The organism is Stenotrophomonas maltophilia group sp. RNC7, assembly GCF_030910085.1.
In the GTDB taxonomy this organism is placed as follows: Bacteria; Pseudomonadota; Gammaproteobacteria; order Xanthomonadales; family Xanthomonadaceae; genus Stenotrophomonas; species Stenotrophomonas sepilia.
In genome coordinates, this window is sequence record NZ_JAVFVN010000477.1 from 1 (window position 1) to 19,939 (window position 19,939).

Annotated in this window: 18 protein-coding genes; 4 read left to right on the top strand and 14 right to left on the bottom strand. The window is 68.1% G+C overall.

Annotated features, from left to right (window positions below; all coding sequences use genetic code 11):
* Positions 1-111, top strand: a 111-nt coding sequence (locus RCF13_RS08605; RefSeq protein ID WP_180845006.1) for an IS3 family transposase, incomplete at its 5' end; no start/stop codon positions are given.
* Between the two features lie 216 nt (positions 112-327).
* Here RCF13_RS08605 and RCF13_RS08610 read toward each other — a convergent pair.
* The 9 genes from RCF13_RS08610 to RCF13_RS08650 form a co-directional block, all read right to left on the bottom strand.
* On the bottom strand, positions 328-1,983 hold the full coding sequence (locus RCF13_RS08610; RefSeq protein WP_308141065.1) for a CsgG/HfaB family protein: 1,656 nt from the start codon (positions 1,981-1,983) through the stop codon (positions 328-330).
* Between the two features lie 16 nt (positions 1,984-1,999).
* Positions 2,000-2,677 carry a hypothetical protein gene (locus RCF13_RS08615; protein WP_005415096.1) on the bottom strand — a complete coding sequence of 226 codons (678 nt, stop codon included), beginning with the start codon at positions 2,675-2,677 and terminating at the stop codon, positions 2,000-2,002.
* A gap of 100 nt (positions 2,678-2,777) precedes the next feature.
* Positions 2,778-3,878 carry a hypothetical protein gene (locus RCF13_RS08620; protein ID WP_061478618.1) on the bottom strand — a complete coding sequence of 367 codons (1,101 nt, stop codon included), beginning with the start codon at positions 3,876-3,878 and terminating at the stop codon, positions 2,778-2,780.
* A complete protein-coding gene (locus RCF13_RS08625; protein ID WP_134969093.1) occupies positions 3,869-5,065 on the bottom strand; it encodes a hypothetical protein in 1,197 nt (398 codons plus the stop codon). Before RCF13_RS08625 ends, RCF13_RS08620 begins: the two co-directional genes overlap by 10 nt.
* A 106-nt stretch (positions 5,066-5,171) precedes the next feature.
* Positions 5,172-6,434, bottom strand: a complete 1,263-nt coding sequence (locus tag RCF13_RS08630; protein WP_134969092.1) for a sigma-70 family RNA polymerase sigma factor — start codon at positions 6,432-6,434, stop codon at positions 5,172-5,174.
* A 45-nt stretch (positions 6,435-6,479) separates the two neighbouring features.
* A complete protein-coding gene (locus RCF13_RS08635) occupies positions 6,480-6,836 on the bottom strand; it encodes a DUF1428 domain-containing protein (protein ID WP_134969091.1) in 357 nt (118 codons plus the stop codon).
* A 22-nt stretch (positions 6,837-6,858) separates the two neighbouring features.
* On the bottom strand, positions 6,859-7,269 hold the full coding sequence (locus RCF13_RS08640; RefSeq protein ID WP_005415091.1) for a VOC family protein: 411 nt from the start codon (positions 7,267-7,269) through the stop codon (positions 6,859-6,861).
* Positions 7,270-7,302: 33 nt separating this feature from the next.
* Positions 7,303-7,725: a VOC family protein gene (locus tag RCF13_RS08645; protein ID WP_061478615.1), complete on the bottom strand. Its 423-nt coding sequence runs from the start codon at positions 7,723-7,725 to the stop codon at positions 7,303-7,305.
* Positions 7,726-7,792: 67 nt separating this feature from the next.
* On the bottom strand, positions 7,793-8,206 hold the full coding sequence (locus tag RCF13_RS08650) for a YciI family protein (protein ID WP_061478614.1): 414 nt from the start codon (positions 8,204-8,206) through the stop codon (positions 7,793-7,795).
* Between the two features lie 444 nt (positions 8,207-8,650).
* Between RCF13_RS08650 and RCF13_RS08655 the strand changes: the two genes are divergently transcribed.
* Entirely contained in the window at positions 8,651-9,058 is a 408-nt protein-coding gene (locus RCF13_RS08655; RefSeq protein ID WP_004153945.1) for a YciI family protein, read from the top strand.
* Here RCF13_RS08655 and RCF13_RS08660 read toward each other — a convergent pair.
* Positions 9,036-11,117, bottom strand: coding sequence for a gluconolaconase (locus RCF13_RS08660; RefSeq protein ID WP_308141066.1), 2,082 nt, complete (start codon positions 11,115-11,117; stop codon positions 9,036-9,038). The two genes, RCF13_RS08655 and RCF13_RS08660, sit on opposite strands and share 23 nt — an antisense overlap.
* A gap of 166 nt (positions 11,118-11,283) precedes the next feature.
* On the opposite strand from RCF13_RS08660, the gene RCF13_RS08665 reads away from it, so the two are divergent.
* Entirely contained in the window at positions 11,284-12,804 is a 1,521-nt protein-coding gene (locus tag RCF13_RS08665; protein ID WP_308141067.1) for a tetratricopeptide repeat protein, read from the top strand.
* Between the two features lie 97 nt (positions 12,805-12,901).
* Here the strand turns inward: RCF13_RS08665 and RCF13_RS08670 are convergent, their stop codons facing one another.
* A complete protein-coding gene (locus RCF13_RS08670; RefSeq protein ID WP_005415084.1) occupies positions 12,902-13,678 on the bottom strand; it encodes a lytic transglycosylase domain-containing protein in 777 nt (258 codons plus the stop codon).
* Between the two features lie 310 nt (positions 13,679-13,988).
* Positions 13,989-15,362 (bottom strand): D-serine/D-alanine/glycine transporter, encoded by a 1,374-nt coding sequence (cycA, locus tag RCF13_RS08675; protein ID WP_111177677.1) that lies wholly within the window; start codon positions 15,360-15,362, stop codon positions 13,989-13,991.
* A 228-nt stretch (positions 15,363-15,590) separates the two neighbouring features.
* Between cycA and RCF13_RS08680 the strand changes: the two genes are divergently transcribed.
* Positions 15,591-17,207 carry an EAL domain-containing protein gene (locus RCF13_RS08680; RefSeq protein ID WP_134969264.1) on the top strand — a complete coding sequence of 539 codons (1,617 nt, stop codon included), beginning with the start codon at positions 15,591-15,593 and terminating at the stop codon, positions 17,205-17,207.
* Between the two features lie 274 nt (positions 17,208-17,481).
* Here RCF13_RS08680 and RCF13_RS08685 read toward each other — a convergent pair whose 3' ends face one another.
* Together RCF13_RS08685 and RCF13_RS08690 are read right to left on the bottom strand one after the other, a co-directional pair.
* Complete coding sequence (locus RCF13_RS08685) at positions 17,482-18,666, bottom strand: MFS transporter (protein WP_308141068.1); 1,185 nt, start codon at positions 18,664-18,666, stop codon at positions 17,482-17,484.
* A complete protein-coding gene (locus RCF13_RS08690) occupies positions 18,663-19,841 on the bottom strand; it encodes a serine hydrolase domain-containing protein (RefSeq protein WP_061478608.1) in 1,179 nt (392 codons plus the stop codon). Before RCF13_RS08690 ends, RCF13_RS08685 begins: the two co-directional genes overlap by 4 nt.
* Between the last annotated feature and the right edge of the window lie 98 nt (positions 19,842-19,939).

Here is a 19,939-nt window from a genome sequence, read left to right on the forward strand (position 1 = left end):
GAAGCTGGGCTGGTGGAATACATCCAGTACTACAACGAAGAGCGCATCAAACTGAAACTGAAAGGCCTGAGCCCGGTAAAGTACCGGGAGCAGGCTCAATCGGCCGCCTGACCCCGTCCAAGTCTCGGGGGTCACTTCACCTTGGGGGCTTGGCCGCGGCATCCATGCCGCGGACACCCCCGCAACCGGACCCACCCCGCCTTCGACAGCTTCCCGCTGCGGTTGGTGGGTATCGACCTTGGTCGACACGGACGGAAACAAGAAGGGGTCAGATCCCTTTCCCGGCGGGAAAGGGCTCTGACCCCATCTGTGTGTTGCTTGGGCGTGTTACCAGTTCGGGTCTTCGGCCGGGGCGGCAGCAGGCTTGGGCTTCGGCTTGGCCACCGGGCGCGCGGCGGTAGCCGGTGCTGCCGAGGCCGTTGCGCCAGCAGCAGCGGCAGCCGGCTTGCTGCCCAGCTTCTGGCGCAGTTCGATCTGGCCCGGACGGAAGCCGCCGCGCATCGCGTCGACGCCATCTTCGATGGTGCCGTACGAGGTCTGCGCAGCCACGCGGTCGATGCGGATGGTGCAGCACGGGTGTTCGCTGCGGCCCAGCGAACGGCCGGTCTGCGGGTCCTTCAGTTCCTCGCCCAGGCGCACGGCCTGCCAGCGCTGGCCGGCCTGCACGGTGTCACCACCCTGGCTCAGCACCACCTGGTCACCGTCCACCGACACCACCGATACCGGGAACAGCGTGGTGACGATGCTGGTGCCGATCTGGCCGGACAGCGATTCCATCATCGCCGCGGCCATGTTGCGGCCGTTCACCACACGCGGCAGCGTGCTCGGGCCGGTCGAGGCCAACTGGTGGTCGAAGCTGTCGGACATCACCACCTGGCCGGTGGTGGCGTTGACCAGGCGCAGGGTGATGCGGCCGCCACCGGAGTACGAGGTCACCTGACGGTCGGACATGCGCAGGTTGCGCACGCTGCGCGGGTACTCGAAGCGTTCGATGGTCGGGATCAGGATCAGGTCGGTCGCCAGCTGCTGGCCGACGCGTGCGGTGTCCTGCAGGCGCACGTTGCCGCTGTTGATGTGGTCGATCTCGGCCTGCAGTTCGTCGCCGAACTCGCGATCCAGCACGATGAAGCGCTGGGTCTGGGTCAGCGTGTCGGACAGGCGTGCGCGGATCGCGTCGGCCACTTCATCGGCGCTCACGCGGCCATCGCCCACGGCGTAGCTGCCGGCCTTGGTGCGCGGCAGTGCAACCACGATCTTCGGCTTGCCCTGCTCGTCCGGTGCGCGGTACTGGGCGATCTGGGCACGCACGCGTACCTTCCAGTAGCTGCGCATGCTGCGGTGGGTCACGTTGGAATCGAACGAGCTTGCGCCACGCTTGGCATCGACGCTGACCTTCTCGTCGTAGCGCTCCTTGACACTGGCCGAGGCACCGCCGCCCTTGGCCGTGGCTTCGCCAGAGGCGCTGGCAGAGGCCGAACCCTTGAAGCTCCAGCCTTCATCGCTGGCGCGCACGCGGGCGATGGTTTCCTCGTCCAGCTGCCGCACTTCGTCCTGCGACAGGATTTCATAGCCCAGCACCGCGCCCTGCGAGCCGGCGATCATCTGCTGGGTGAACGCGTCGGCGCGGATATCGCCGACGTGTTCATCATCCACGTCCACATGCAGGCCTGCGCGCAGGCTCTGCATCTGGCTGGCCACGCGTACGCCGTTGACCTGCGCCACCGCCGACTGCAGCGCCGCCAGCACCGCCAGTTCCGGGGTGCTGCCGATGCCGTCGGCCTCGCGCGCGACCTGGGTGGTGCCGCCGAAATCCGGCGTGCCACGCAGGGGCGCGGCTTCCACCGGCGCATTGCTGGCCAGTGCACTGGTTGCCTTGTCCTTGGCGGGTGTGGGCGCATCGGCGGCCGGGGTGTCCTGCTTGCCGCAGGCTGCAAGCAGCACGGCAGCCAGGCCCAGGCCGATCAAACGGGAGGTCGTACGCATGGGGTTGATCCTCGGATCAGATCGAGTCGAGCATCGAATCGGCGTTCGACGGCACCTTCACCTTGCTCTTCTTGGCGAAGGTCACGGCCGACTTGGTCGAGCCGTACAGGCCCTGGATGAAGCCCGGCGATTCCTTGGCCACCCATGCACCGGCAGCCAGCTTGCGGCCGACGGTGGCCATCTGGGTGGCGCCCAGGTTCTTCATGCCGGCGGTGAAGTTGCTGGCTTCGCCGCCCAGCTTCTGCGCTTCGGCAGCCGACGCCAGCAGCGAGACCAGGCCTTCGGCGTAGTGCTGCTTGGATTCAGCGTTCAGCTCCGGCTGCGCGGCCTGGCGCTCGTCGATCGCGGCCTGGGCGGCTTCGCTGACCGACACCGACTTCTTCATCGCATCGACGCTGACCGAACCCGACGACAGCGCCTGGCGCTCGGCTTCCAGCAGCTGCACCTGCTCGGCCAGGCCGAAGGCACGGGCGAACGAGGTCTGGGCCTGCAGCGAGTGCGACTGCGAGCTGACGAAACGACGCACCAGTGCTTCCTGCGCGGCTTCATCCGGTGCGGCGGCGCTGGAGGCGCTGCTGCTGGAGGTACCGGTGGCGGCGCCGGCCAGGTCCTTCAGCTTGCCCAGGCCAGCGTGCGCCGGCATCGACAGGGTGGCGGCCGCGATGGCCAGGACAAGAGCGGTATTGCGGATCATGTGAGAGTCCTTTGGGAGAGACGGCCGCGGTGCGGCACGTGGGGAATCGGTGAGCCCCGGGGCGATGCCGAGCACGCTCGGCACCCACCGGGGCGGCGGATCAGCGGACCGCCTTGACGTTCAGTTCGTTGATCATCTGCTGGGCGGCCTTTTCGGCAGCCAGCTGCAGTGCGTTGGTACGGGCCACGGTTTCATTCGGGCCGGTACCGGAGAACTGCACCGGGCCGACCGACGACACGGTGCGCGGGAAACGACCGGTCACATCCAGCACCTTGCCGGTGACGGTGACGAACACGCGGGTGTTGCCACTGGCCGGATCACGGTCGCGCATGCCGATGTCGAGGGTGCCGACGGCGATGTACGGAATGTTGGCCGCACGGATGCCGTTGGCGGTGTCGCGCAGGGTGGCCGGGGCCAGGTCGTTGCCGGTGCTGAAGTCCTTGCGGATGCGCTCGATGCTGAGCAGGCCACGCGACTCGCCTTCCACGTATTCGGCTTCAACCACTTCGTAGCCGGCGGCGCTGAAGGCGCCGGTCATCGCGGTGTTGACCTCGGCGGCGTTGGCCACCTTCCAGGTGATGTTGTCGGCGCGCGCGGTGGTGCTGCCGCCGCTGGTGACCGACACCGAACCATTCTGGTTGATGCTGCCGTTGGTGCTGACCGAGTTGCCGCGGAAGCTGTCACCCTCACGGGTGTTCTCGCTGTAGCTGCTGCTGGCGTCGACGCGGCGGTATTCCTTGTCCTGGAACGACTGCACGGTGTCCTGCGAGCGCGCCATGAACAGGAAGGTCAGCAGCGAGCGCTGCGCGGCGGTGGCACCGGCCACGGCCGAACCCGCATCCAGCTTGGTCTGCAGCAGGGTGGTGTTGATCTCGGCACGGACGGTGACGGTGTAGGTCTTGGCCTTCTTGTCTTCGGTGTCCGACAGCGGCACGGCACTGAGCACGTAGCGGTCGATCTCGCCGATGAACTCGGCGCGACGCGCTTCGAACAGGCGCAGCTTGGCCGCACCGGTTTCGGCGATGTACGCCTCCAGGGCATTGACCTTGGCCTTGTTCAGGGCCTGGGCCCGGGTATCGGCACTCAGGCGCAGGCCGTAGCTGGCCGAGCCGGTGCCGCGCGAACTCGCGGTCTGCGCGGCGACCGGCGAGGCCACCACCAGCGCGATGAGGATGAGCAGGATGGTACGCATCAACGACATGACTTGATCAACTCCTGGAGGGCTTGGGTCTGCTGTTGCAACGGGCGGCCGCCCGGCTTCTGTTCGTCCAGCCAGGCGCGCGAATCGGCACGCTTGGCGGCGGCGCCGGCGAAGGCGTCGAGCCCGGCCAGCAGGGTTTCGTAGCTGGCCGACCACTGGTCGACCTGCCACTGCGTGGCCGGCACCACCTTGGTGGCGCCCTTGCGCAGCGGCTGTTCGAAATAGACCTTCCCCGAGAACGGCTCAGTCACCCTGGCGGTGAAGAAGGCGCCGAACAGCATCGTCTTCATCGCCGGGGTTTCCTCGATCACGCCGTTCTTCAGCGCATCGACCTGCAGGTTGATGACGTAGTCGGGCTCGGGAATCTTCAGCTGGTAGACCTTGCCGTCGGCAAAGCGGGCAGCCATCGCGCCACCGATCGCCTGGCCCGAGGCCGGCGGCAGCAGCCCGACGCCGGTGTTGGACGACAGCGTCTTGGACAGTTCATGGGCCAGGGTGGCGCGCAGCGGCGCTTCCCACTTCGAGTCGGGCAGCTTGGCGCGCACCACGTCGGACAGCGTTACACCACCGACCTGCAGACGGCGCACCGCCGCGTCGGGCAACCTGGCCTGGGCAAGGCTGGCCGCCAGCACCTGCGACAGGCTGGTATCGGCGCCGCCATACAGCAGATCGGCGACGATCGCGTCGATATCGTCGTTGTCCGGTCGGTAATCCTGCACGTCGATACGCTGCAGCGTGAGCGGATAGGACGCGATCACCTGGCGCTCGCGGAAGTCGAAGAACAACGCCTGCAGCGCCACTTCCACCAGCACCTTGTACTGGTCACCGATCGGCTCGACCGAGACCAGTTCGCGGTCCAGCGCGGCGGCCAGCACGGTGGCGCTGGTGGTGCCGTCGAGCATCGCCACCGGCTGGTCGATCAGCTCCAGGTGGGCCGGTGCGCGGCGCTTGAGCGACTGCGCCAGCGTCTGGTTCAGCGGGACCAGGCCACGCCGTTCCAGCACCGCATGCGCATGCGGGGTGGTCGCCTGCACGGCGGCAGCATCAGCGGTATAGGCAAAACCGGCCCAATAGGCCTGCTGCGATTTGTCCGCGGCCTGCACGGCCATCGGCCATACGGCCAGGCACAGGGCACAGGCAAGCAGGCGCGCAAAAGCGCGCGATGCGCTCTTCGTCCTTGAATACATCCAACCGCTCCTCGGTCAATACGCACGGAATGCGGGCGCTGATGCGTCCGCTGGGCGCGAAACATAGCCGCTAAGGCGCGCGGCGACAAGTGCTGTCCTTGTCGGCTCAGTCCGTGGGGGGCAGGCCCGCCCGTTGCCGCAACAGTCCGCGCTCGGCCTGGTTCTGGCTGAGCCGAGCCGCCTCGCCAAAAGCGTCACGCGCATCCTGCTCGCGCCCCAGTGCCTGCAACAGCTCGCCACGCACCACCTGCAGCGGCGCGTAGTCACGCAGGCGCGCGTCGACCAGCAAGGGCTGCAGCTGCGCCCAGGCGGCAAAGGGACCGTCGCTGCGCAGGATCGCCACCACCCGGTTCAATGCCACCACTGGCGAAGGCTGCACCTGCAGAAGCTGTGCATAGAGCGCAGCAATGCGCGGCCAATCGGTATCCTCGGGGCGGCGCGCCGCTGCATGGCAGGCCGCAATGCGCGCCTGCAGCACGTAGGGATCGTCGCCACCACCCGCGGCCAGCGCACGCGCCAGCACCTGCTGCCCACGTTCGATCTGCAGCCAATCCCAGCGTGCGCGGTTCTGCTGGTCCAGCAGCACCGGCACGCCCTGCGCGTCCACCCGCGCCGCTGCGCGCGAGGCCTGCAGCTCCATCAGCGCCAGTAGGCCCAGTACCGGCGGCACCGGCAACCGATGGGCCAGGATGCGGGCCAGCCGCAGCGCTTCCTCGCACAGCGCCGGGCGCATCCAGTCGTCGCCGGCGCTGGCCGCATAGCCTTCGTTGAACACCAGGTAGATCGCCTCCAGCACCGAGGCCAGGCGCTCCGGCATCGCCTCCGCGCGCGGCACTTCATAGGGCACCTGCTTCTGCGTCAGGGTGCGCTTGGCGCGCACGATGCGCTGGGCGATGGTCGGTTCCGGCTGCAGGAACGCGCGCGCGATCTCCACGGTGGTCAGGCCACCGAGCAGGCGGAGGGTGAGCGCCACGCGCGCATCGGCCGGCAGCACGGGATGGCAGGCCACGAACATCAGCCGCAGCAGGTCATCGCCCAGGTCGTCCTCCAGCGCCTGGCTGTCATCGGGTGCCGGCAGCGCCGCCGGATGCAGTTCCTCGCCCCATTGCGCGTGCTGCTGAGCCACGCGCTGGTGCTGGCGCAGCACATCGATGGCACGGTTGCGCGCGGTGGTCATCAGCCAGGCTCCGGGGTTGTCCGGGATGCCCTGCTCCGGCCAACGCTCCAGCGCGGCCAGCCAGGTGTCCTGGGCCAGTTCCTCGGCACGGCCGACATCGCCACCGAGCAGCCGCGCCAGGCGCGCGATCAGCACTGGCGACTCCATCCGCCAGAGGGTTTCCAGACGCTGCGTCAGTGCGGGCTCGAGCATGCGCCGATCACAGCACGCACGCCCGGCCCGCACAAGCGCCGCAGCTCACGCTTCAACAATCGGCTTGAAGCCGCCCCAGAACATGCGCTTCGTATCGAACGGCATGTCCTTCGGGCCCAGCGACGCCAGTCGCGGGTCGGCCATCACCTTTGCGTTGATGCGGTCGCGAGCCGCGCGCGAGCGGAACACCACGAAGGCGACGATCACCGTCTCGCCCGGTTTCACCTTGACCGCGCGCGGGAACGAGGTGCTCTTGCCCGGCTCCACATCGTCGGCCACGCATTCCATGTACTGCAGCGCGCCATGGTCCTTCCACACCGCGCCGGCCTTGCGGGCAAGGCGGCGGTAGGCCGCCACCTTGTCCTGCGGGCACGGCAGCACGTAAGCGTCCACGTAAGCCATACGGATTCTCCTGCGGCGGCCGTCAGCCCGGCTCGCCATCCATGTGTGCGATCTCCCAGAGATGGCCGTCCAGGTCCTGGAAGCCACGCTGGTACATGAAGCCGTAGTCGCGCGCCGGCTGCGGTTCGCTGGCGCCGGCGGCCAGGGCCTTGTCCACCAACTCGTCAACGGCCTTGCGACTGGGTGCCGAGAGTGCGTTGATCACTTCGGTGTGGGTGTGCGCGTCGGCAATCGGCTTGTTGGTGAACTGCTGGAAAAAGGGCTGGGTCAGCAGCATCACGTAGATGCTTTCGCTGATGACCATGCCGGCCGCGTCGTCGTTGGTGTAGGTCGGATTGAAGCTGTAGCCCAGCGCGGTGAAGAACGCCTTGGACTTCTCCAGGTCCTGCACGGGCAGGTTGACGAAGATCATCTGCGGTTGTGGTGCACTCATCGTTGAAGCTCCTTGTGGATGACAGAGGCAGGATCAGGGCTGCTTCATGCAGTTGACCATCCACGGCTTGCCGTAACGGTCGATCAGCATGCCCCAGCGATGTGCCCAGAACGTTTCGCCGATCGGCATCTGTACCTGGCCACCTTCGGCCAGCGCGGCGAACACGCGTTCGGCTTCTTCGATGCTGTCGACATCGACATTGATGGTGGTCGAGCCGCCCTCGCCACCGCCGGGGCCGTCGGCTGCCATCAGGATGGCGTTGCCGATCTCGAGCTGGCTGTGCGCGACGTGGTCGAGGGTTTCCGGCGGCATTTCGTTGCAGCCCGGCGAGCCATCGGAGGGCGGCATGTCGCGGTACTTCATTTCCGAGGTGACCTGGCCACCGAGTGCCTTGGCATAGAACGCCATTGCCTCGTGGGCCTGGCCGCTGAAGCCGAGGAAGGGAATCAGTCTCATGGCAATACTCCGTTGTGCGGTTCAGGGTGGTAGTGCCGGGGCGTGCCCGGCTAGGAGAGGAATCGGGTCAGCCTTCCAGCTGTGCACGCAGACGCTGTTCCTGCTGCTGTAATTCGGGGGTGAAGGCTTCACCAAAGTCTTCTGCGGAGATCAGGGGACGCAGTTCCAGCGTGCCGCCCTCGCCGAACGGCGCACGGCTGGCCCATTCAACGGCCTCGTCCAGCGACCGCACCTCCCACAGCCAGAAGCCGGCGATCTGTTCGCTGGCAGGACCGAACGGACCGGCCTCGACCCTGGGTGCCCCGGCGCCGAAATGAATGCGACGGCCGCGCTGGGTGGCGTGCAGGCCTTCACCGGCCAGCATGATGCCGGCGGCCACCAGTTGTTCGTTGAAGGCGCCCATTTCGGACAGTTCCTGTTCGCTGGGCATGCGGCCGGCTTCGGAGTCGGCGTTGGCCTTCACGATCACCATCACTTTCATTTTGGTCTCCCGTGGGACGCGTGGTGCGTGCCCTTCACTGGGTACAACGAACCAGGGGACTGGGAATCGACACGTCTGTTGGAAATTTTTTTCTTCCGCGGAAAGCACGCCTTCGGCGGGAGTCGGCGAACGGCGGAGCCCCTTCGTGGTGGGGTGGGTTGGTCGCTGAAAGCTCGGTTCATGGGTTTGGCCGGGTGGGTGGGGTTGGCGGGGTATCCGCGCCATGGTGGCGCGGCTAAGCCCCAGGGACGGATTCACGGCGTCCCCGCCAATCCCACCCGCACGGCCCACCCTCAGGAAACCCGCTTTCAGCGACCAACCCCACTCCACCACGGAGGGGCTCCGCCGTTCGCCGATCCCCGCCGAAGGCGCGCTTCTGCGCTGCAACATGCCCGTGCGCAATCCTGCGCGATCATGGACCCCCGCCCCCGCCAGGACCATGCCATGCAGCAGTACCTGCTTCTGATCTACATCGAGCCTGCCCTGCTGCAGGCCCTGCCCACCGAAGAATTCAACGCGCTGATGCGCGACTGCCTGGCCCACGCCGACAAGCTGCAGGCCGAAGGCACCCTGCTGGCCGCACAGAAACTGCAGCCGGTCGACACCGCCCAGACCCTGCGCGTGCGTGATGGCCACAGCCGCGTACTGGATGGCCCCTTCGCCGAGACCCGCGAACTGCTGGCCGGCTTCAACCTGATCGTCGCCCGCGACCGCGACGAAGCCATGCGCATCGCCCGCGATTTCCCGTGGGCGCGCTTCGGCAGCATCGAAGTGCGGCCGCTGGAAGACATGGACGCCGAGCGCGAACGCTGCGGCGCCCCGGCTGCGGCTATGGCAGCAGCCGTACCCTGATCTCGCGCGGGCCGACGCCTTCGTTGCCGCTGTAGTCGCGCACGCTGGCGCGCACGACGTACTCGCCCGGCGGCAACGCCGCCGGCTGCCAGCGTCCGGTTTCCATCAGGCCATCACGCACGGTGTTGGTGGCCAGGTAGCGGAACCGGGTCACCGCGCTGCCATGCACGGTGATGCCGCTGTCCGGTGCGTAGGCCACGCGCACTGCTTCCCGCTGCGGCGGCATGCGGTTGAACACGATGTTCCAGCGCGGCTGCTCGTAGCCCTGCAGCGGTTGTCCCGTAGCATCGAGGATCTGGTAACCCACCTGGTACATGCCCAGGCGGCGGCGTGGCAGATTGTTGTCGACTTGGTCCCAGGCCTCCACCACGATCTGCACGCCACGCCCCTGCCGCGCGACCATCACCGCGCCATCGCTGCCTGCGGCCATCGGCTGGTCGTTGTCGTCCAGCAGTGCCACATCAGTGATGCGCGGTGCGAAGTGATCGGCGTAGTTATGGAAGCCAAGCGCCACCGCATTGGTCTCGAAACCCCCGGTGCCCACCGCCAGGTGCACGTGCGCCTGGTTGTTGATGCTGCCCAGGCGGTCACCCACGTGGATGCGCATGCCACGGCGCACGCGCATCCGCTGCAGCTTGCCCTGCTCGTCGTACAGCGCCTGCCAGCGTGCGTCGAACGGCACGTCGCGCGGGGTGCGGCCGACGCGCATGTGGATGTACTTGAGGCGGCCCACCGCAAGGCCCTCGGCCTGCTCGCCCAGGTTCCAGGCCGCCACCGGGCTGCTGATCTTGCCATCGGCAATCGCCAGCACAGTCTGGCCCACATCACCGCGCACGTCGAAGCCGCCATGCAGGTGGTGGCGGCTCTCACCGCTGAAGTTGCCGCGCACTTCGCCCAGGGTGCCGACCACTTCGTGCCAGCCGTCCTGCGGTGCCAGCGGCCAACGGCCACCCGTCTTCGGCAGCGCGGCATCGGCGGCCGGGCCGACCAGTGCCGGTGCCGGCAGTTCGCCCACCGGCAGCGGGCGCAGGCGATGCAGGCGGTAGCCTGCGGCGTCGGCCACCAGCACGCTGCCATCGGCATCCATCGCCAATCCACTGGGGCGGGCCAGGCGCGGCAGGCGACCATTGCCGACCAGCGCGATCTGGTGGCCCTGCGGCGTCACCTGCACGATGCGGCCATCCAGATCACCCACGTACAGCACGCCGTCGTGGGTGGTGGCCAGCGACAGCGGCCCATTGATCACGCCACCGGCGGCGACCACGGTGCTGACCGTGCCATCGGCCCCCACCCGGCGCACGGCGTTGTTGAACAGATCGGCCACCAGCAACGCACCCTGCGCGTCGAAGGCCAGCGCCACTGGCGTATCGAAACGCGCAGCGGCGCCCACGCCATCGGCAAAGCCTGGCCGATCACCACCAGCCAGGGTGCGCACACTGCCATCGGTACCGATCACCCGGATGCGGTCATTGAACGTGTCCGCCACGTAGACCTGGCCCTGCGCGTCCACCGCAACGCCCATCGGTGCATCGAAGCGGGCCTGCGTGGCCGGGCCGTCGGCGTGGCCCTGTTCGCCACCGGCCAACGTGGTCACCTGGCCATCGGTGCCGATGCGGCGGATCGCATGGTTGCCGGTGTCGGCCACGTACAGGTTGCCCTGCGCATCGCCGGCAATGCCCGAGGGCGTATTGAAGCTGGCCTGCAGCGCAGGACCATCGACACGGCCCTCACCCTGCCCGGCCACGGTTTCAACGCGGCCATCGGGCAGGCGGCGGCGGATCCGGTTGTTGTCACCGGCATCGGTGAAATAGACACTGCCATCGGTGCCGCGCAGCAGTGCATACGGGTCGGCGAAGCGCGCCTGCGCGGACGTACCGTCGCGGTCACCGGGGTGGCCATCACCCGCCAGCGGCTCGATCTGCGCGGTCCAGGCCAAGGGCGTGGGCACCGGGCCGGCAGGGCCGGCCAGCGTTTTCAGCGGGGTGTCCCACCAGGTTGCAGCCAAGCCCACCGCCGTTGCCAACGCCACCCCTGCCGCCATCCATTGCCACCGTGCCATCGTGTTGCGCTGCCTCTGCCTGCCGCTTGAAGAGGCACCGACAATAGACGCTGCGCGTGCGATCCGCCACGGCCGATCATGCGGCTGAAGGCCGGATTCGCTTCGTCGTGCTTGTCCTCGCTGGCCGTAGCAGGTTCAATGCGGTTCCCACGGATGGAGATTCTCCATGCCCCGCGCTCTCCCCCTCACCGCACTGCTGCTGGCCGCATTGGCCAGTGCGCCCGCCTCCGCTTCGATCACGGTGGCCCCGCAGAAGCCATCGGCCACCGCCGATGCACTACACGCGGCGTACGCCACGCGCTGGGATGAAGCCATCCAGCAGGCACGCGGCGGCAACACGCTGGGTGCACTGATCAGCATGGAGCGGCTGATGGAGGATCCGTTGCTGGACGACTTCGATGCCGAGCGTCGCGGCCGCGCCTCGCAGGTCGCCGGCTGGACCGCTCTGATGCAGAAGAAGCCGGATCAGGCCCGCCGCTACCTGCAGCGGGCGCAGGAGGCCCTGCCGGAGGATGCACAGATCCTGCTCACCCTGGTGTCGGTGGAACTGTCGGACAACCAGCCGGCCGCAGCCACCACCTTGCTGGTGAAGGCACTGCAGCACGCCGACGCGCCCCTGCCGATCGATCACCACGCGGTCAACTACCTGCAGTACCGCCTGCGTGACCAGCCGCAGAAGCGCATGGACCTGCTGCAGGCGCTGTTTGACAACGGCTGGAAGAGTGGCGGCCTGGAACCCACCGGGCTGTGGCTGGCGCTGGCCACGCTGCAGGCCGACAACGGCCGTGGCGCCAGCATTCCGGCCACGCTGGCGCGCATCGACAGCCCGGCCGAGATCATCCGCCTGCGCAGCGACAAGCGCTTCGATCGCTATGTCGATCGCGGTGACGCGCGTTTCGATCCAGTGCAGGCGGCACAGCGCCACCTCGATGAACTGCGTGTTTCCGGCCTGCTCGACCGCGCACTGGACGCGCGCATGGCCGAGTTCAGCACCACCTTGCTGATGCTGGACCGCAACGAGGAAGTGCTGTCGTTGACCGAGGGCATGGCCGCTGCCGCCAGCAACGGCGAATCGCCTGCCGCCACAGAAGTGGAATGGGTGGCCTGGCTGCTCAACAGCCGGCTCACCGCACTGCGCCGGCTGGGCCGCACCGATGAGGCACTGGCCACGGCGAAGCAGGCCGCCCGCATCGGCGCGCTCGGCCCGGATGGTGTCGAGCACCAGATGAATGTCGGCTTCGTGTTCAGTTCGCTGGGACGTATGCAGGACGCTGCGCAGGCAGTGAATGACATGCCGGGCCTCGCCGGTTACGGCAAGGCCGCACAGGCGCTGCTGCAGTTCGCCGCGGCCCGCGAGCGCGGTGATGCCAAGGCGCGCGATGCAGCACGCGCGGTGATCCTGGCCCAGCGCGACGATGCCCGCCTGTTCCACCGCGAAATGCTGCTGGAAGAAGGCGACCTGGACGGTGCCGCCGCCGTGCTGATCGAACAGCTGCGCTCGCCGGTTGAACGCAGTGAAACCCTGGCCAGCCTGCAGGACATGCGCACCTATCCGTCATTGCCGGGCGATGTGCGCATCGATGCCGCGTGGCGTGCACTCAAGCAGCGTGCCGACGTGCAGGCCGAAGTGGCACGCGTCGGCCGCATCGAGCGCTACGACCTGGTCAGCACTTCCACCTCGCGCTGAGCGGCTTTTGTGTAGAGCCGAGCCGATGCTCGGCTGCAATTGGCGCAGCCGAGCGTCGGCTCGGCTCTACAACGCCACGTGCAGGCAGCACCGTCCGCTAGCGGGCTGGCACTTCGGTGCGGATGCCCATCGCTTCGCGGTAGCGCGCATACAGCGCCATCACCTTGTCCACATAGGCCAGGGTTTCGGCGTAGGGCGGCACGCCCTTGTAGCGGGTGACCGCACCGATGCCCGCGTTGTAGGCAGCCGCCGCCAACGGACGATCGCCGTTGTAACGGCGCAGCAGCGCGCGCATGTAGCGCGCGCCGCCCTCGATCGACTGCTGTGGCGAGAACGGATCGCGCACGCCGTATTCCTGTGCGGTCTCCGGCATCAACTGCATCACGCCCTGTGCGCCCTTGGTCGAGACCGCCAGCGGATCGAAATTGCTTTCGGCATGGGCGATCGCACGCAGCCAGGCATCGTCGACGCCGGTAGCTTTGGCCGCGGCCTTGAACTGCCTGGCGTGCTGCGCGAGCTGCGGCTTGCCGACCTTGCCCAGGCCCTCATGCGCCGGCTCGCCCGGCGGCGTGGCCACGGTGAACTTCAGGAATACCCGCGAGCCGGGCAGGTTGCGGGTGGAATAGACCAGCACGCCGTCCTGCTCGCGCTCGTACAGCACACCACTGAACACGCCCATGTTGCCCCACAGGTTCGGGGCCTGGATGGCGTTGTCGTCGATCTCCTTCGGCGTGCACCGCGATCCCGGCTCCGGTGCGGTGGCCAGGCTGACGGTGTTGCCCTGCACGCAGCGATAGACCGTGCGCGCGGCAGCCATCCCGGGCCACAGGATGGGCAGCAGCACCAGTGCAAGCAGGAGAGGTCGATGGGACATGGCGGCCGGATGATCCGGCCGCGCCCGCGAATGTTGGGTGAACGGGGACCGGCAGGGCTGCGCCCTGCACCTGCAGAGGCTAGATCAAGAGCAACAGCAGTTGGCTGAAGGATGGCGGGGTGGGTCCGGCTGTGGGGGACGCTGCAAGTACGTCCATGTAAGCTCGGTCGCCGCATCCATGCGGCTCACGCCCCCACAACCGGACCCACCCCGCCTTCGACAGTTCCCAGCAGCTGGCGGTAGATCCACGCCATGCGTGGATGAAACTCTCTGGAGACGAAGGATCAATCGATGGAACGGAGACGTTGGATCACTTCGCGGCCTTCCGGCGCACCCAATACCCCGCGCCCAGCAGCACGAACCACACCGGGCTGGCGATCAGCGCCTGGCGGGTGTCGCCCTGCAGGCTCAGCAGCACCAGCACGGCGGCGAAGAACACCAGGCAGGCCCAGCACATGGCAACGCCGCCGGGCATCTTGAAGATCGAGGCAGCGTGGCGCTCCGGGTAGCGACGGCGATAGGCCATGTAGGCCACCAGGATCAGCGACCAGACGAAGATGAACAGCACCGTAGCCAGCGTCGTCACCAGGGTGAAGGCGGTTACCAGGTTGGGAATCAGGTAGATCAGCAGCGTGCCGCCCAGCAGGCACAGGCACGAGAACAGCAGGCCACGGGCCGGCACCGCAGCGCGCGACAGTTTCGACAGCCCGCGCGGAGCGTGGCCCTCTTCGGCCAAGCCGTACAGCATGCGGCTGGTGGAGAAGATGCCACTGTTGGCCGAGGACGTGGCCGAGGTCAGCACCACGAAATTGATCAGGCTGGCGGCGGCGGGAATGCCGGCCAGCACGAACAGCTGCACGAACGGGCTCTTGTCCGGCACCACCTGGCGCCACGGGGTGACCGCCATGATCGCGATCAGCGCCAGCACATAGAAGATGATGATGCGCACCGGGATCGAGTTGATTGCCTTGGGCAGGTTGCGCTCGGGGTCGGCGGTTTCGGCGGCGGTGGTGCCGACCAGCTCGATGCCGACGAAGGCGAACACCGCAATCTGGAATCCAGCGAAAAAACCGACCAGGCCCATCGGGAACATGCCGCCGTCATTCCACAGGTTCGACAGCGACGCGGTGTGGCCGCTCGGCGAGGTGAAGCCCCACGCCACCAGACCGGCGCCGGTGATGATCAGCGCACAGATCGCCACGATCTTGATCAGCGCGAACCAGAATTCCATTTCACCGAACAGCTTCACCGTCACCAGGTTCAACGCCAGCAGCAGCATCACGCAGGCCAGCGCCGGTTTCCAGGCTTCAAGCCCCGGGAACCAGAACTGTGCGTAGGCGGCAATCGCGATCACGTCGGCAATGGCGGTGACGATCCAGCAGAACCAGTAGGTCCATCCGCAGAAGAACCCGGCCCACGGGCCGAGCAGGTCGGTGGAGAAGTCGATGAAGGATTTGTACTGCAGGTTGGACAGCAGCAGCTCGCCCATCGCGCGCATCACGAAGAACAGCATCGCGCCGATGATCAGGTAGACGAAGACGATGGACGGGCCAGCCAGGCTGATGGTCTTGCCCGAGCCCATGAACAGACCGGTGCCGATGGCACCGCCGATGGCGATCAGTTGCAGGTGGCGGTTGGACAGGCTGCGGCGCAGGTGCTCGGGGGGCGTGGCGGGCTCGGTCATGGGCGCGGGAAGGGGCGGGCGAAGCGTTCGACGGTAGTCCTCCGCGGCGCCGAGCGCCAGCGCCAGACGGCCCCATTGCGTCAAAGCAGGCCGCTTTCACCACAATGTGACCGAATACCGTATTGATCCCATTCCGCCCGGCCCGGTGCCATGCTGAGATAGCCGCATCTGCCCAAGGACCGGCCCGACCATGCGCCCTGCCCCGCCCGCCCCGCTGGAGCCCCGGCCATGAGCCGCCTGCGCGTCATCATCGGCGGTACCGCACTGGCCCTGCTGGCCGCTGCGGTGCCGATCGCGGTCATGGCCTACGCCACCTGGGACCGCGCGATCAGCGTCGAACAGCAGCGCCTGCGCGACATCGCCGATCGCACCCTGCGCCGCTCCGACCTGTCCTACCAGGAGGCGCTGGCGGCGCTGAAATCCGCCGAAGCCGGTGCCTACGTGTCCTGCAGCCCCGAGCACATCCGGCGCATGCAGACCCTGGTGATGACCACCCCATCGATTGACCAGATGGGCTACTTCGAAGGAGGCAAGCTGCGCTGCACCTCCTGGGGGCCGTTCCTGTCGGATGTGGATCAGCCCAGGCCGGACCACGTCACCAGCGACGGCGCCGGCATCGCAGTGGACGTGCGCCCGGAAATCAGCGGGCGACGCCAGGTGCTGGCGATCCTGTATGGGTCCTACGACGCTCTGGTGGACCCACGCCGCTTCGTCGATGTCATCGCCGACCCGAATGTGCGGCTGGCACTGGCCAGCCCCGATGGACGCCTGCTGGCCAAACAGCCCGGCCTGGATCCGGACCTGCTGCAGGCACTGCTGCGCGACCCGGGCGAAGGCCTGGACCACACCACGCTGTTCGCTACCGCGCGCAATGAGGAATGGCTGGCCGTCGCCACTACACCGCGCACCGCGCTTGCCGCGGCCTTCCGCCAACAGGCCTGGCTGTACGTGCCGGTGGGCCTGCTGCTGGCCGCCGCCGGAGCCGGGCTGGTGATCTGGCTGTCGCGGCGCCGCCTTTCCCTGCGCGGCGAACTGGCTACCGCCATCCGCCGCCGCGAGCTGTACCTGCATTACCAGCCGATCATCGAACTGGACACCGGCATCTGCGTCGGCGCCGAGGCGCTGGTGCGCTGGCAACGCCCGGATGGCACCCAGGTGCGCCCTGACCTGTTCATTCCGCTGGCCGAAGAGGCCGGCATGATCGCCGACGTCACCGACCTGGTGATCGAGAACGTGGTGCGCGACATGCGTGAGCTGCTGGTCGCCGACCGCAGCGCGCACATCGCGATCAACCTCGCCGCCGAAGACATCAGCAGCGGTCGCGCCCTGAAGATGATCTCCCGGCACATGGCCGGCAGCGGCATCCTGCCGCAGCAGATCTGGATGGAGGCCACCGAACGTGGCTTCCTCGATCTGGACCGCGCGCGCACCATGCTCGCCGCCGCCCGCCGCACCGGCCACAGCGTGGCCATCGATGATTTCGGCGTCGGCTTCTCCAGCCTGCAATACCTGCAGCAGCTGCCACTGGATGCGCTGAAGATCGACAAATCATTCATCGATGCGATCGGCACCGAAAGCGCCACCAGCCCGGTCACGCCGCACATCATCGACATGGCCAAGGAGCTGGGCCTGTGGGTGGTGGCCGAGGGCGTGGAAACCGAAGCGCAGCTGGCCTACCTGCACAGCCGGCATGTGGAATTCGGACAGGGCTGGCTGTTCTCGCGGCCACTGCCGCGCGATGAGTTCGTCGCCTTCCATCAGAAGCGGCAGCAGCAGTACGGCGCTGCACGCGAACACATGCAGAACCCGCGCAGCGTGCCGATCGAGCGTGAGGGAGTGGAGTAGGACGGCGAACGGCGCAGCCCCTCGTGGCGGATCGCGCCCGGTGGATCCATCAGGTGGGGCCGGGTGGGCAAGACCGGGGTTGGGCGTCCTGCCCAACCCACCCACCCGGCCAGGGGCACATTGCGGCGGCGTCCCGCCACGGAATCAACGGAAGAAAGCGAAAGCAAAGGCAAACGCGGGTCGCTGCCCTCGGTAGATCCACGCCATGCGTGGATGGCGTGGACCACGGTAGTGCCGGCCGCTGGCCGCCCCCTCCGTAACGTTTGGCCTGCGCCTACGCCCAGGTCTTCGGCCGTGCCAGCAGCCACGCGGCGGTCACCGCCAGCAGCAGCAACGGCAGCCATCCCAGCTGGCGTGGGCCGCTGGCCTGCAGCAGCACGCCGCCTGCCACGCCGCCGGCCGCAATGGCCAGGTTCCAGCCGGTCACCAGCATCGACTGCGCCAGGTCCGCAGCGGCCCCGGCGCGCCGTGCCAAGGCGGTCTGGAACAGGGTCGGCACGGCGCCGAACGCCACGCCCCACAGGATCGTCGCCAGCAGCAGTGCGCTCGCCACGCCAGGCCACACCAGCAAAGCCAGCACCGGCACGATGAAGCCGATCACCGCCGCCCACACCAGCGCATGCAGGTGGCGATCCACGCCCCAGCCGGCAATCACGATGCCGACAATCGCCGCCATGCCGAACGCCAGCAGCAGCCGGTCCAGCCAAGCACCGGCACCCGCGTCGACCGCCAGCGGCTCGATATAGGTGTACAGCACGTTGTGCGCCAGCACGTACAGCGCCATCACCAGCAGCGCACTGCGTACACCGGGCAGGCGCCACACGGTCGCCAGCGAAGTGCGTTGCCCGGCCCCAGCGGCCGGCAGCGCAGGCAACGCCCAGCGCGCGTAGGCCAGCAGCAGCAGACCCAGCACGCTCATCAGCGCGAACGCCCAGCGCCAGCCGATCTGCTGGCCCAGCAGCGTCCCTGCCGGCACCCCCAGCGACAGCGCCAGCGGCGAACCGACCATCGCGACCGCGATGGCCCGTCCCTGCAGCGACGGCACCACCATGCGCGCGGCATAACCGGCCACCAGCGACCACAGCAGGCCACCGCTCACGCCGGCCAGGAAGCGCGCAGCCAGGATCAGCGCGTAACTGCTGCTCAACGCCGTCAGCGTATTGACCACCACGAAGCCAGCGATGGCCGCCAGCAGCAGCGGACGCCGTGGCAGGCGCTGGGTCAGCGCGGTCATCGGCAGTGCAGCCATCACCGAACCCAGCGCATACACGCTCACCAGCTGGCCGACCGCCGCATCACTCACGCCCAGGCTTTCGCCCATCGGCCGCAGCACACCCGCCGGGAGGGTCTCGGTCAACAGGGTGATGAAGCCGCCACCGGCCAAGGCAAGCAGGCCCGCCCACGGCAGGCGCGTGGCCTCGCCGGGCGGACTGGCGGCATCGATGGCATGGCCGCTCATCGCGTTGCCCCCAGGTCGGCATAAATCGCATCGCGCAGGTCATCGACGAATACGCCATCCATCCCTTCGTACAGGGTGTTGGTCAGCGCCACCACGCTCAGCCCACGCGACGGGTCGACGAACCAGCTGTGCCCGTAGGCACCGCCCCAGCGCCAGGTGCCTTCGCGCTGTGGCGTGCCGCTGGCGGCGGCGTCGCGCAGTACCGCAAAGCCCAGCCCGAAGCCCCAGCCGGCCGGTTCCGGCGGCCCCTGTTCGCCCACCTGCCCGGTGGCCATCTCCTCCGCCAGCGCGAGTGGCAACAGGCCAGAGCGCTGTACGTCGCGCAAGGCCTCGAGCACCGCCATCACCTCATCGGCGGTACCGACCAGGCCGGCGCCGGCCGAAGCGAACCGGCTGGCGTCGGTGGCACGCGCAAGGCTGTACTCGATGCCGACCGTGCCCTCGAACGGCGCGACCGTCTCGCCTTCCTGCAGGCGATGCGGCTGCGGCGTGTCGCTCACATACGGCGTGGCCAGCCGCTCTGCATCGCGCGTGGCGAACGCGGTGTCGCGCAGGCCCAAGGGGGCAGCCAGCAGACGCTGGAACAGCGCCTGCAGCGTTTCACCGGTCGCGGCTTCGGCCACCGCACCGGCCACGTCCACGCCCAACGAGTAAAGCCACTGGCTGCCCGGCTCGAACAGCAGTGGCGCCTGCGCGATCCGGCGTACGTTCTCGGCCAGGGAAAGCGGGTTGGCGTCCATGCCATCGCTGACCCCAGCGCGCGCGTAGGGCCCCACCGCATCAGCCTCCAGGAAGCGATAGCCCAGCCCGCTGCTGTGGCTGAGCAGCTGGCGCAGGCTGATCGGCGGCGTGCGGCCATCGGCCAGCGCCGGGCGGAAGTCCGGCAGCCAGCGCTGTACCGGTGTGTCGAGGTCGAGCACGCCTTCGGCCACCAGGCGCAGGATCACCGTGGCCAGCAACGGCTTGCTGACCGATGCCAGCCGGAACAGCTGATCGCGCTGCATCGGCCTGGCCGACTCGCGATCGGCCAGCCCGGTCGCGCTGGCATGGCGCAGCACGCCGTGCTCGCGCACCAGCACCACCGCACCGACCAGGCGCAGCGGGTGGACCTGCTGCAGCAGCCGCTGCACCGAAGGCAGCGTCGGTGCAGGTTCAAGGGAAAGAGCGGCATTCATCGCGGTGATCCGTGGGGATAGGCCCGCCACGTTAGGCAGCACGACGCGGCGCAAAAAGCCGGTTGCCGCTCCGGGCATCATGGACCGTGCAGTCCGCA

Coding starts and splice junctions, on each gene's coding strand:
- RCF13_RS08620 (WP_061478618.1), bottom strand. CDS start 3,878: ATGTCGTTGATGCGTACCATCCTGCTCATCCTCATCGCGCTGGTGGTG.
- RCF13_RS08630 (WP_134969092.1), bottom strand. CDS start 6,434: ATGCTCGAGCCCGCACTGACGCAGCGTCTGGAAACCCTCTGGCGGATG.
- RCF13_RS08660 (WP_308141066.1), bottom strand. CDS start 11,117: ATGGCACGGTGGCAATGGATGGCGGCAGGGGTGGCGTTGGCAACGGCG.
- RCF13_RS08690 (WP_061478608.1), bottom strand. CDS start 19,841: ATGAATGCCGCTCTTTCCCTTGAACCTGCACCGACGCTGCCTTCGGTG.
- RCF13_RS08650 (WP_061478614.1), bottom strand. CDS start 8,206: ATGAAAGTGATGGTGATCGTGAAGGCCAACGCCGACTCCGAAGCCGGC.
- RCF13_RS08615 (WP_005415096.1), bottom strand. CDS start 2,677: ATGATCCGCAATACCGCTCTTGTCCTGGCCATCGCGGCCGCCACCCTG.
- RCF13_RS08655 (WP_004153945.1), top strand. CDS start 8,651: ATGCAGCAGTACCTGCTTCTGATCTACATCGAGCCTGCCCTGCTGCAG.
- RCF13_RS08665 (WP_308141067.1), top strand. CDS start 11,284: ATGCCCCGCGCTCTCCCCCTCACCGCACTGCTGCTGGCCGCATTGGCC.
- RCF13_RS08685 (WP_308141068.1), bottom strand. CDS start 18,666: ATGAGCGGCCATGCCATCGATGCCGCCAGTCCGCCCGGCGAGGCCACG.
- RCF13_RS08625 (WP_134969093.1), bottom strand. CDS start 5,065: ATGTATTCAAGGACGAAGAGCGCATCGCGCGCTTTTGCGCGCCTGCTT.
- RCF13_RS08645 (WP_061478615.1), bottom strand. CDS start 7,725: ATGAGACTGATTCCCTTCCTCGGCTTCAGCGGCCAGGCCCACGAGGCA.
- RCF13_RS08670 (WP_005415084.1), bottom strand. CDS start 13,678: ATGTCCCATCGACCTCTCCTGCTTGCACTGGTGCTGCTGCCCATCCTG.
- RCF13_RS08640 (WP_005415091.1), bottom strand. CDS start 7,269: ATGAGTGCACCACAACCGCAGATGATCTTCGTCAACCTGCCCGTGCAG.
- RCF13_RS08680 (WP_134969264.1), top strand. CDS start 15,591: ATGAGCCGCCTGCGCGTCATCATCGGCGGTACCGCACTGGCCCTGCTG.
- cycA (WP_111177677.1), bottom strand. CDS start 15,362: ATGACCGAGCCCGCCACGCCCCCCGAGCACCTGCGCCGCAGCCTGTCC.
- RCF13_RS08610 (WP_308141065.1), bottom strand. CDS start 1,983: ATGCGTACGACCTCCCGTTTGATCGGCCTGGGCCTGGCTGCCGTGCTG.
- RCF13_RS08635 (WP_134969091.1), bottom strand. CDS start 6,836: ATGGCTTACGTGGACGCTTACGTGCTGCCGTGCCCGCAGGACAAGGTG.